We start from the raw sequence: 12,538 nt of genomic DNA, 5'->3' as shown, positions 1-12,538 counted from the left end.
CCCGCGTTATCGTTGACGTCCATCGCGAGCAGGCTCGCTCCCACAAGGGTTCTCGTCTCCCCGGACGATCACGGTGGATCGAGGTTATCCAGCACCCGATTCACCGCCAGCTCCCCCAGCATGATCGACTGCTGAATCCCCAGCAGGGTGTTGCTCTGCGAACCGTTCAAACTCCTCGCGAAATCGCTCGCCATGACATTGGCTGATGCCAGCGACACACAGGCGTATTCCAGGAGTGTGTGGTTATCGATATCCGGGGCGATCAAGAAGATATTGCTGGGTTCGCGTGGAGTGTCCGGCGATTGTTTTGCTTTTTTGGTCATGATTCAGCGCCCAGAAAAGTGGAGCCGACACCGTGTAGATACGAATCAAAAGGGTGGCAGCTGTACGCAGGTTAGTAGACCGGGTCTTCGCCAAACCGGCGCGCCCGAAGGCGCCCTGCGCACAGCTACCGTCAAGGGCAGGTACAGACATACCTGCCTATCAGGAGCGCAAATGCACTTAGCGAAAACACGGGCTACTAAACCCGATCACTGACAATCAGTGACACGAATCAAGTTAGCGATGGCCCTCAAAGCGCACAAGCCGGCGGATTCTGGAGTAGTTGTAGGCATCGCCGCAAGGCGCTGTAGCCCATCCGGGGTAGTTCAGAAATGTCCCACGGGCAGCAGCGAAAACTCTGACCTGTAGGAGCGAGCCTGCTCGCGATGGTCGCCAACGATGGCGCGTGCTTCCTGGGTGAACGTGGCGTTTTTTAGTCCATCGCGAGCAGGCTCGCTCCTACAGGGAATATTGTGTTCATACCGTCACTGCTTCAGCGGTTCAACTCTGCGCGTCAGCAGTTCAACAAACGCCTTGGCCATCGCCGACTTCTGGTCCTTACGCTGCACCAACCACACCGCCGACACCGCCGCCGGATCGAGCAAAGGTCGATAGACCACGCCGTCAATACGCATCCGCTGATAAGACGCCGGCAGCACCGACACGCCCAGCCCCGCCGCCACCAGCCCGATGATGGTCATCGCCTCTCCGGCCTCCTGGGCGAAGTGTGGGCTGAAGCCGGAGTCCCGGGCCAGGCTGAGCAGTTGCGCATACAGGCCACTGCCGTAGCTGCGCGGAAAAAACACAAAGGGCTCAAGCGCCAGGGCTGACAGAAACAAGCCTTCATCGCTGCCCTCGACCAGCGGGTGCTTGGAACTGAGCACCGCGACCAGCGGCTCGCGCATCAACTCGACCACGCTGAGGCAGTCCGGCAGCCCCAGCGGGCGCATGATGCCGACCTCGATCGACTCGTCCACCAGCGCATCGGCCACCTGGGTGCTGCTCATTTCCCGCAGGTTCAGGTGCACCGCCGGGAAGCGCTGGCGGAAAGAGAAAATCGCCTGGGGAATGGTCGAGTTGAAGGGTGCCGACGAGGTGAAGCCGATTTTCAGTTCACCCAGCTCGCCCAGTTGCGCCCGTCGCGCGACATCCGCCGCTTTGTCGACCTGCGCCAGCACCAGCCGCGCCTCTTGCAGAAACAGCCGACCGGCTTCGCTCAGCTCGACCCGACGATTGGTACGTTCGAAAAGCCGCGCGCCGACTTCCTGCTCCAGCGCCTGAATCTGCTGGCTCAGCGGTGGCTGGGAGATGCCCAGTACCTGTGCGGCGCGGCCGAAGTGCAGTTCTTCGGCGACGGCGATGAAGTAGCGCAGATGACGCAATTCCATGGAAACCCCATTAGGTCGTTAAAGCTATCAAACAGGTCGAACAATATATTGGATTGAATCATTAGCCAGCTATATGCTTTTTTCATTGCCTGACCGGCTGCGCCCTCCGAGGTCCAACGTGAAAACTGCTGTCGCCCCTCTCGCCCATGAAGTGCCTCCCGCAGCACCGGACGCTATCGCCACTGAACTGGCGGAGATCTACATCGAAAAAGGCACGCCGGCGTTCATGCGCACGGTGCTGGCGTTGTTCTGCGGCGGCTTCGCGACGTTCGCCCTGCTCTACTGCGTGCAGCCGATGATGCCGCTGCTGTCCGACGAGTATTCCATCAACGCGGCGCAGAGCAGCCTGATCCTGTCTATCGCCACCGGCATGCTTGCCATCGGCCTGCTGATCACTGGCCCGATTTCTGACCGTATCGGGCGTAAACCGGTAATGGTGGCCGCGCTGTTCGCCGCGGCGCTGTGCACCATGGCCAGTGCGATGATGCCGAGCTGGCACGGTGTGCTGCTGATGCGGGCGCTGATTGGATTGTCGTTGAGCGGTCTGGCTGCGGTTGCGATGACTTACCTGAGCGAAGAGATCCACCCACAGCACATCGGCCTCGCCATGGGCTTGTACATCGGTGGCAACGCGATTGGCGGGATGAGCGGACGCTTGATCACCGGGGTATTGATCGACTTCGTCAGCTGGCACACGGCGATGCTGGTGATCGGTGGCCTGGCGCTGATTGCCGCAGCGGTGTTCTGGAAAATCCTCCCCGAATCACGCAACTTCCGCCCCCGCTCGCTGCACCCGCGCAGCCTGCTCGACGGTTTCACCATGCACTTTCGCGACGCCGGCCTGCCGCTGCTGTTTCTGGAAGCCTTTGTGTTGATGGGCGCGTTCGTCACGCTGTTCAACTACATCGGCTATCGCCTGCTGGCCGCGCCGTACCACATGGAACAGGCCTTCGTCGGGTTGCTGTCGGTGGTGTACCTGTCGGGCATCTACAGCTCAGCGAAAATCGGTTCGCTGGCCGACAGACTCGGCCGCCGCAAAGTGCTCTGGAGCACCATCGCGCTGATGCTCGGCGGCCTGGCCTTGACGATGTTTACGCCATTGCCGCTGGTGATCATCGGCATGCTGATCTTTACCTTCGGCTTCTTTGGCGCCCACTCGGTGGCCAGCAGCTGGATCGGCCGCCGCGCCACCACGGCCAAAGGGCAGGCATCGTCGCTGTACCTGTTCAGCTATTACGCCGGTGGGAGCATCGCCGGAACGGCAGGCGGCGTGTTCTGGCACCTGGGCGGCTGGAACGGGATAGGGTTGTTCATTGGCGCGCTGCTGGTGATTGCGCTGCTGGTCGCGTTGAAGCTGGCGAAGTTGCCGCCACTGGGTGATGTGAAGGCCTGAAGACAAAAACCTGTGGGAGCACAATCCAAAACCTCTTACAAAAACGCCCGGCATAAGCCGTAATGCTGTTCAGATAAGGAAATTGTAGGAGCGAGCTTGCTCCGGGCGGCGTTCCGACGATGGACTCAAGAACGCCGCGTTTAGCCAGTAAATACGCGTTTTCGTTAACGACCATCGCGAGCAAGCTCGCTCCTACAGAGGACCACATTCGCTTAAGTGAACAGCATTACGGCATAAGCCGGGCGTTTTTTATTGGGTGCCGATCACTCGTGATACTGCGCCGACAACTCATGCACAGCGCGCAGGAATGCACCAGCATGCTCCGGATCGACTTCCGGCGTGATGCCATGACCGAGGTTGAACACGTGGCCGCTGCCCTTGCCGTAGCTGGCGAGGATCCGGCCGACTTCTGCGCGGATGGCTTCCGGTTTGGCGTAGAGCACGGTCGGGTCCATGTTGCCTTGCAGCGCGACCTTGTCACCGACACGGGCGCGGGCGTTGCCAATATCGCAGGTCCAGTCCAGGCCCAGCGCATCTGCGCCAGCCTCGGCAATGCTTTCCAGCCACAGGCCGCCGTTCTTGGTGAACAGGATCACCGGCACCTTGCGACCTTCATGCTCGCGGATCAAACCGCTGACGATTTTCTTCATGTAGGCCAGGGAGAACTCCTGGTACGCCGCAGCGGAGAGGCTGCCGCCCCAGCTGTCGAATATCTGCACCGCTTGCGCGCCGGCCATGATCTGGCCGTTGAGGTAGCTGGTAACGGTCTGCGCGAGCTTGTCCAGCAGCAGGTGCAAGGCTTGCGGGTTGTCGTAGAGCATGGTTTTGGTCTTGCGGTAGTCTTTCGACGAGCCGCCTTCGACCATGTAGGTCGCCAGGGTCCATGGGCTGCCAGCAAAGCCGATCAACGGCACACGGCCATTCAGCTCGCGGCGGATGGTGCTGACCGCGTCCATCACGTAGCCCAGGTCTTTCTGCGGATCAGGAATCGGCAGGGCTTCGATGTCGGCCAGGGTGCTGACGACTTTCCTGAAGCGCGGACCTTCACCGGTTTCGAAGTACAGGCCTTGGCCCATGGCATCGGGGATGGTCAGAATGTCGGAAAAGAGGATCGCCGCATCCAGCTGTGGATAGCGGTCGAGAGGCTGCATCGTGACTTCGCAAGCGAACGCCGGGTTCATGCACAGGCTCATGAAATCGCCGGCCTTGGCACGGCTGGCGCGGTATTCAGGCAGGTAGCGACCGGCCTGACGCATCATCCACACTGGGGTGACGTCTACGGGTTGCTTGAGCAGGGCGCGCAGGAAACGGTCGTTCTTCAGGGCAGTCATGTCGGCATCCGGAAAAAAAGTGAGGGCATTTTCTCAGAGCCGGAGGCAAAAGGCACGGTTGCAGGTCAGCCTTTTGTCTATCGGGTCAATTTGTCGCAATAAATACGCAGATTTCAGCAACACCCGGAAACCAATGTGGGAGCTGGCCTGCCAGCGATGCAGACACCTCGGTGTGTCAGTTTGACCGAGGTGATGCTATCGCTGGCAGGCCAGCTCCCACAGGTATTGCATTGCAGTCAGCCGGACGGGTTTAGACGCCCAGATAATCCAGGATCCCTTCGGCGGCATTACGGCCTTCGAAGATCGCCGTCACCACCAGGTCGGAACCGCGCACCATGTCGCCACCAGCAAAAATTTTCGGATTGCTGGTCTGATGCTTGTACTGGCCCTGTTCCGGTGCCACCACGCGGCCCTGGCTGTCGGTCTGGATTTCGAACTGTTCGAACCACGGCGCCGGGCTTGGACGGAAACCGAAGGCGATGACCACGGCGTCGGCCGGGATGATCTCTTCTGAGCCCGGGATCGGCTCGGGGCTGCGACGGCCACGGGCGTCCGGCTCGCCGAGACGGGTCTCGACCACCTTCACGCCTTCGACCTTGTCTTCACCGACAATGGCGATCGGCTGGCGGTTGTAGAGGAATTTCACGCCTTCTTCCTTGGCGTTCTTCACCTCTTTGCGCGAGCCAGGCATGTTCGCTTCGTCACGACGATAGGCGCAGGTCACCGACTTGGCGCCTTGGCGGATCGACGTACGGTTGCAGTCCATCGCCGTGTCGCCACCGCCCAGTACCACGACCTTCTTGCCTTTCATGTCGACGAAATCTTCCGGCGACTTTTCAAAGCCCAGGTTGCGGTTGACGTTGGCGATCAGGAAGTCCAGCGCGTCGTACACGCCCGGCAGGTCTTCCCCGGCAAAGCCGCCCTTCATGTAGGTGTAGGTGCCCATGCCCATGAATACCGCATCGTATTCTTCGAGCAGTTGCTCCATGGTCACGTCCTTGCCCACCTCGGTGTTGAGGCGGAACTCGATGCCCATGCCGGTGAAGACTTCGCGACGATTGCTCAGCACGGTCTTTTCCAGCTTGAACTCGGGGATGCCGAAGGTCAGCAGACCACCGATTTCCGGGTTCTTGTCGAACACCACCGGGGTCACGCCGCCGCGCACCAGCACATCGGCACAGCCCAGGCCCGCAGGCCCGGCACCGATGATCGCGACACGCTTGCCGGTCGGCTTGACCTTGGACATGTCCGGGCGCCAGCCCATGGCGAACGCGGTGTCGGTGATGTACTTCTCCACCGAACCGATGGTCACCGCGCCGAAGCCGTCGTTGAGGGTGCAGGCACCCTCGCACAGACGGTCCTGCGGGCACACCCGGCCGCAGACCTCCGGCAGGGTGTTGGTCTGGTGCGACAGCTCGGCGACCTGGAGGATGTTGCCCTCGGCCACCAGCTTCAGCCAGTTGGGAATGAAGTTGTGCACCGGGCACTTCCATTCGCAATACGGGTTACCGCAACCCAGGCAGCGGTGAGCCTGGTCGGCCGACTGCTGGGGTTTGAAGGGTTCGTAGATTTCCACGAACTCTTTCTTGCGTTGACGCAACAGTTTCTTCTTCGGATCCTTGCGCCCGACCTCGATGAACTGGAAGTCATTATTCAGACGTTCAGCCATTTTAAAACCTCATCAAACTCTTCAGGCGCATATCACTGCGGGTTGGCACGGGTGCTGGAAAGCAACGACTTCAGGTTGGCAGCCTTGGGCTTGACCAGCCAGAAACGACGCACGTAATCATCGAGGTTCTCGGCGAGTTCACGACCCCATTCGCTGTCGGTTTCCTCGACGTACTCGTTCAGCACGCGTTGCAGGTGGCTGCGGTAGGCTTCCATCGCCTCGCCGCTGATCCGCTGGATTTCCACCAGTTCGTGGTTGACCCGGTCAACGAAGGTGTTGTCCTGGTCGAGCACGTAGGCGAAACCGCCGGTCATGCCAGAGCCGAAGTTGTAACCGGTCTTGCCCAATACGCAGACAAAACCACCGGTCATGTACTCGCAGCAGTGATCGCCAGTGCCTTCCACGACGGTGTGGGCACCGGAGTTACGTACGGCGAAACGCTCGCCCGCGGTGCCAGCGGCGAACAGCTTGCCGCCAGTGGCGCCGTACAGGCAGGTGTTGCCGATGATGGCACTGTCCTGGGTGCGGTAGACGCTGCCCTTGGGCGGCACGATCACCAGCTTGCCGCCGGTCATGCCCTTGCCGACGTAGTCGTTGGCGTCGCCTTCCAGGTACATGTTCAGACCGCCAGCGTTCCATACGCCGAAGCTCTGCCCAGCCGTACCCTTGAAGCGGAAGGTGATCGGTGCGTTGGCCATGCCCTGGTTGCCGTGCTTGCGCGCGATTTCGCCGGAGATCCGTGCGCCGATGGAACGGTCGCAGTTGCAGATATCCAGAGCGAACTCGGCGCCGCTCAGGTCGTTGATCGCCGAGGTGGCCAGGTCGACCATTTTCTCGGCCAGCAGGCCCTTGTCGAACGGCGGGTTGCGCTCAACACCACAGAACTGCGGCTTGTCCGCCGGCACGTGGTCGCTGCCCAGCAACGGGGTCAGGTCCAGGTGATGCTGCTTGGCGGTCTGGCCTTCGAGGATTTCCAGCAGATCGGTACGCCCGATCAGCTCTTCGAGGGAGCGCACACCCAGCTTGGCCAGCCACTCACGGGTCTCGGTGGCGACGTAGGTGAAGAAGTTCACCACCATGTCGACGGTACCGATGTAGTGATCCTTGCGCAGCTTCTCGTTCTGGGTCGCAACGCCGGTGGCGCAGTTGTTCAGGTGGCAGATGCGCAGGTATTTGCAACCCAGGGCGATCATTGGCGCGGTGCCGAAGCCGAAGCTTTCAGCGCCGAGGATGGCTGCCTTGATTACGTCGAGGCCGGTTTTCAGGCCGCCGTCGGTCTGGACCCGGACTTTGCCGCGCAGGTCGTTGCCGCGCAGGGTCTGGTGGGTTTCGGCCAGGCCGAGTTCCCACGGAGCGCCCGCGTATTTGATCGAGGTCAGCGGCGATGCACCGGTGCCGCCGTCGTAGCCGGAGATGGTGATCAGGTCCGCGTAGGCCTTGGCCACACCGGCGGCGATGGTGCCGACGCCCGCTTCCGCTACCAGCTTCACCGAGACCAGTGCCTTCGGGTTGACCTGTTTCAGGTCGAAAATCAGCTGCGACAAGTCTTCGATCGAGTAGATGTCGTGGTGCGGCGGTGGCGAAATCAGGGTCACGCCCGGCACTGCATAGCGCAGCTTGGCGATCAGACCGTTGACCTTGCCGCCTGGCAGCTGACCACCTTCGCCGGGCTTGGCGCCCTGGGCGACCTTGATCTGCAGCACTTCGGCGTTGACCAGGTATTCCGGAGTCACACCGAAACGGCCGGTGGCAACCTGCTTGATTTTCGAGCTCTTGATGGTGCCGTAGCGCGCCGGGTCTTCGCCACCTTCACCGGAGTTGGAACGCGCACCGAGGCGGTTCATGGCTTCGGCCAGGGCTTCGTGAGCTTCCGGCGACAGGGCACCCAGGGAGATGCCGGCGGAATCGAAGCGTTTGAGCACCGATTCCAGTGGTTCGATCTCGCTGATGTCCAATGGAGTGTCGAGAGTTTTGACTTTCAGCAGGTCGCGGATCATCGACACCGGGCGGTTGTCCACCAGCGACGTGTATTCCTTGAACTTGCTGTAGTCGCCCTGCTGCACAGCGGCCTGCAGGGTGCTGACCACGTCCGGGTTGTAGGCGTGGTACTCGCCACCGTGGACGAACTTCAGCAGGCCGCCTTGCTGGATCGGCTTGCGCGGACTCCAGGCTTCGGTGGCCAGGGCTTTCTGCTCGGCTTCGATGTCGACGAAACGCGCACCCTTGATGCGGCTCGGTACGCCACGGAAGCTCAGGTTGCAGACTTCCTCGGACAGGCCGATGGCTTCGAACAACTGCGCACCGCGGTACGAAGTGATGGTCGAGATACCCATCTTCGACAGGATCTTGAGCAAGCCCTTGGTGATGCCTTTACGGTAGTTCTTGAACACCTCATAGAGGTCGCCCAGTACTTCACCGGTACGGATCAGGTCGCCCAGCACTTCATAAGCCAGGAATGGGTAAACGGCAGAGGCGCCGAAACCGATCAACACGGCGAAGTGATGCGGATCGCGAGCGGTCGCGGTTTCCACCAGGATGTTGGAGTCGCAACGCAGGCCTTTTTCGGTCAGGCGGTGGTGCACCGCACCGGTGGCGAGTGAAGCGTGGATCGGCAACTTGCCCGGGGCAATGTGACGGTCGCTCAGCACAACCTGGGTACGGCCCGAGCGCACGGCTTCTTCAGCCTGATCGGCAACGTTGCGGATCGCAGCTTCCAGGTCGACGCTTTCGTCGTAGTTCAGATCGATGATCGCGCGCTCGAAGCCCGGACGATCGAGGTTCATCAGCGAGCGCCACTTGGCCGGGGAAATGACCGGCGAGCTGAGGATTACGCGCGAAGCGTGTTCCGGCGACTCCTGGAAGATATTGCGCTCGGCTCCGAGGCAGATCTCCAGCGACATGACGATGGCTTCACGCAGCGGGTCGATCGGCGGGTTGGTGACCTGCGCGAACTGCTGGCGGAAATAATCGTACGGCGTGCGCACGCGCTGGGACAGCACGGCCATCGGCGTATCGTCGCCCATCGAGCCCACGGCTTCGTAGCCCTGCTCGCCGAGCGGACGCAGCACCTGGTCGCGCTCTTCGAACGTGACCTGGTACATCTTCATGTACTGCTTGAGCTGATCGACGTCGTAGAACGCCGAACCGTGGTCGTTGTCTTCCATGGTCGCCTGGATGCGCAGGGCATTCTTGCGCAGCCATTGCTTGTACGGATGACGTGACTTCAGGCGGTTGTCGATCGCGTCGGTGTCGAGGATCTGACCGGTTTCGGTGTCCACGGCAAAGATCTGGCCCGGCCCCACACGGCCCTTGGCGATCACGTCTTCAGGCTGGTAGTTCCAGACACCGATTTCCGAAGCCAGGGTGATGAAGCCGTTCTTGGTGGTCACCCAACGCGCCGGGCGCAGACCGTTACGGTCGAGCAGGCACACCGCGTAACGACCGTCGGTCATTACCACGCCGGCCGGGCCGTCCCACGGCTCCATGTGCATCGAGTTGTATTCGTAGAACGCACGCAGATCCGGGTCCATGGTTTCGACGTTCTGCCACGCAGGCGGAATGATCATCCGCACGCCACGGAACAAGTCGATGCCACCGGTGACCATCAGCTCCAGCATGTTGTCCATGCTCGAGGAGTCGGAACCCACGCGGTTGACCAGCGGGCCGAGCTCTTCCAGATCCATCAGATCGTTGGTGAACTTGGTGCGACGGGCCACGGCCCAGTTGCGGTTGCCGGTGATGGTGTTGATCTCGCCGTTGTGCGCCAGGAAGCGGAACGGTTGAGCCAGCGGCCATTTCGGCAGGGTGTTGGTGGAGAAGCGCTGGTGGAACACGCAAATCGAGGTTTGCAGGCGCTCATCGCTCAGGTCCGGATAGAAGGCGGTCAAATCCGCCGGCATCATCAGGCCTTTGTAAATGATGGTCTTGTGGGAAAAGCTGCACACGTAGTGGTCGGTGTCGGCGGCGTTGGCCACGGACGAGCGACGACGGGAGGTGAACAGCTTGACGGCCATGTCCTGATCGCTCAGGCCTTCACCGCCGATGAACACCTGCTCGATCTGCGGCAGACGCTCAAGGGCCAGGCGGCCGAGGACGCTGGTGTCGATCGGCACTTTGCGCCAGCCGACCAGTTGCAGACCGGCGGCCAGGATCTCGCGGTTCATGTTCTCGCGAGCGGCTTCGGCTTTGACCGGGTCCTGGTTGAAGAAGACCATGCCCACAGCGTATTGCTTGGGCATTTCGACGCCGAAGGTTTCCTGGGCGATGGCTCGCAGGAACACGTCCGGCTTTTGAATCAGCAGACCGCAACCGTCACCGGTCTTGCCGTCGGCATTAATCCCACCGCGGTGGGTCATGCAGGTCAGGGCCTCGATGGCCGTTTGCAAAAGGGTATGACTGGGCTCGCCCTGCATATGAGCAATCAGGCCGAAACCGCAGTTATCCTTGAATTCATCTGGTTGGTACAGACCTGCTTTCATAGACACTTTCTCACCAGGCTGCCTCTTATCGAGGCAAATTTCTTTTCAATTCAACCACTTACCATCCGCGCCGAACGTACGCCAGCTTTGCGGGGGCAAAAGGGAGGTCATTGTACACACCGACACAGAGGCTCACAAATTTGACGACGAAATGTCGCAAATCTATGTCGCATTTGTGAAAGATTTAAAGCGATCTGCTGTGCTAGTCAAAACTTTTTTTAATTCTGACCGCAACGACTCAAAGACTACTGTGACGCAGACACCACAAGGCACGCAGCCCGAAGGGCGGCGCGCACTTGTAGAAATTTTGAGGTGCTTGGAGAGGCGGCCTGGGTAAGGCCGCCGAATCTTCAGCGAGTTGTTGCCAGTTCCTGTTGGACGCTGGCGACAGTGCGAGGCCAAGGTTTACCAGCCTGAACCTTCGCTGGCAAGGCCTTGATGGCGGAAACGGCTGCATCACGATTGGCGAAGTTGCCGTAGGTGATCACGTAGAGCGGCTTGCCATTGAGGACTTTCTTGAAATAACGGTACTCGCCGCCCTGCTCCTTGACGAAGCTTTGCGCGGCGGTTTCGGAGCTGGTGCCGAGGATCTGCACCACGTAGTTGCCCGGTGCCTGGCCGGCGTACCAGGTACCGCCAGCGGCCTTGGCCACCGGAGCCGGTTTCTCGGCAGGCTTGGCCGCCGCCGCAACGACTGGCTTGGCTGGCGCTGGAGCAGGCTTTGTCACAGGAGCAGGCGCTGGCTTGGCGGTGGCGACCTGGGTCGGCGCAGGCGTCGGCTTGGCCGCAGGTGTCGGTGTCGGTGTCGGCGCAGGACCGGCAGGAACGCCTGCAGGCGGTGCAGTGGTGGTCACCGTCGGCGGTGTGGCGCTGGAGCCTTCGACCGGAACGCCGTCATCGCCTTCGGTGATGCCGCCCGCGGCTTCAGCCAGCGGGGCGCGCATGACCGGTTGCGAGTTACCGACCAACGGCAATGGCATCGGCTGAGTGTTGCCGGCGAATTCGACGGCCGGTGCACCGCCATTCGCGGTTGGCTGGCCCTGGCCAAGCGGCAGTTGTGCCTGTTCATTGGCCGGAGCACCGGTGGTCGGTGCCTTGTTGCGACCCGGAATCAACCAGGCGGCAGCTACCGCGACCACGACCACGGCGGAAATCGCCAATACGTGTTTCTTCGGCATATTGAACCCCATTTTTGGACGCTTGACCGCTGAGCGGCTGGCGATCATGGCTTCGATCATTGCATCGCGGGCGACCTGATTGATGCTTCCAGGCCAGCCTTCGGAGCTTTCGTGAATATCAGAGATCTGATCCGCGGTGAAAAGTTCGATACCGCGACCCGCGCCTTCGAGCCGCTGCTCCAGATATTCGCGGGTTTCTTCTTCGGTGTAGGGTTGCAACTCGATGACGTGGAAACGCTCTTCCTCGAGATGCAAAGCCTCAAGCTGACCGATCAGCGAGGTCTCACCGAACAGGAACACATGCGGACGGCCTTCAGGCGCGCCGGCAGCCAGGACCATCAGAGCCTCAAGGGCGGACTCGTCGAGTTGTTCGGCGTCATCGACCAGCAGATAGACTTCTTGCCCGGTCAGGGCAAGCTGCACCACCTGGGCCAGAATCGCGTCGGCATCAGCCTGGCCGACGCTCAGCGCCTGGGCAACCTGGCGCAGCACACCGGCCGCATCGCCGGCGCCGCGGGCAGAAACCACCACGCTTTGCACCGATTGCTTGTTGGTGCTGGCGACCAGGGCCTGACGCAACAGGGTCTTGCCACTGCCTTCGGGGCCAGTGACTACCAGCAGCAACTGGCTGTAGCGGGCCAGGTGATGCAGTTGTCCCAGCACGGGTTTGCGCTGGGCCGGGAAAAATTTGAAGCCAGGCACCCGTGGAGCAAAAGGGTCATGACTCAACTGGTAATGGCCGAGGAAAGCCTCGTCGGCATGCAAACTAGTCATCGTGTT

The 12,538-nt window shown here is 61.0% G+C and carries 7 protein-coding genes; 1 reads left to right on the top strand and 6 read right to left on the bottom strand.

What is annotated here, in order from left to right; translation table 11 throughout:
* Nucleotides 1-68: 68 nt before the first annotated feature.
* Together AC3ITA_RS01945 and AC3ITA_RS01940 are read right to left on the bottom strand one after the other, a co-directional pair.
* Complete coding sequence (locus tag AC3ITA_RS01945; protein WP_320401959.1) at nt 69-323, bottom strand: DUF6124 family protein; 255 nt, start codon at nt 321-323, stop codon at nt 69-71.
* Nucleotides 324-806: 483 nt separating this feature from the next.
* A complete protein-coding gene (locus AC3ITA_RS01940; RefSeq protein ID WP_489279264.1) occupies nt 807-1,709 on the bottom strand; it encodes a LysR family transcriptional regulator in 903 nt (300 codons plus the stop codon).
* A gap of 118 nt (nt 1,710-1,827) precedes the next feature.
* Between AC3ITA_RS01940 and AC3ITA_RS01935 the strand changes: the two genes are divergently transcribed.
* Nucleotides 1,828-3,102: an MFS transporter gene (locus tag AC3ITA_RS01935; protein WP_489279263.1), complete on the top strand. Its 1,275-nt coding sequence runs from the start codon at nt 1,828-1,830 to the stop codon at nt 3,100-3,102.
* Between the two features lie 263 nt (nt 3,103-3,365).
* Here AC3ITA_RS01935 and hemE read toward each other — a convergent pair whose 3' ends face one another.
* From hemE to AC3ITA_RS01915, 4 genes are all read right to left on the bottom strand, one after another.
* The gene (gene hemE / locus AC3ITA_RS01930; protein WP_489279262.1) at nt 3,366-4,433 is read right to left on the bottom strand and encodes a uroporphyrinogen decarboxylase; all 1,068 of its coding nucleotides are present in this window, start codon (nt 4,431-4,433) and stop codon (nt 3,366-3,368) included.
* Nucleotides 4,434-4,683: 250 nt separating this feature from the next.
* Nucleotides 4,684-6,102, bottom strand: a complete 1,419-nt coding sequence (locus AC3ITA_RS01925) for an FAD-dependent oxidoreductase (RefSeq protein WP_489279261.1) — start codon at nt 6,100-6,102, stop codon at nt 4,684-4,686.
* 32 nt (nt 6,103-6,134) lie between these two features.
* Nucleotides 6,135-10,580 carry a glutamate synthase large subunit gene (gene gltB, locus AC3ITA_RS01920; RefSeq protein ID WP_489280739.1) on the bottom strand — a complete coding sequence of 1,482 codons (4,446 nt, stop codon included), beginning with the start codon at nt 10,578-10,580 and terminating at the stop codon, nt 6,135-6,137.
* 350 nt (nt 10,581-10,930) lie between these two features.
* Nucleotides 10,931-12,532, bottom strand: coding sequence for an AAA family ATPase (locus tag AC3ITA_RS01915; protein WP_414927873.1), 1,602 nt, complete (start codon nt 12,530-12,532; stop codon nt 10,931-10,933).
* Nucleotides 12,533-12,538: the final 6 nt, after the last annotated feature.

Source organism: Pseudomonas sp. GL_090, assembly GCF_057837765.1.
Note: the sequence above shows the minus strand (reverse complement) of the source record. Positions and strands in the feature narration are given on the sequence as shown.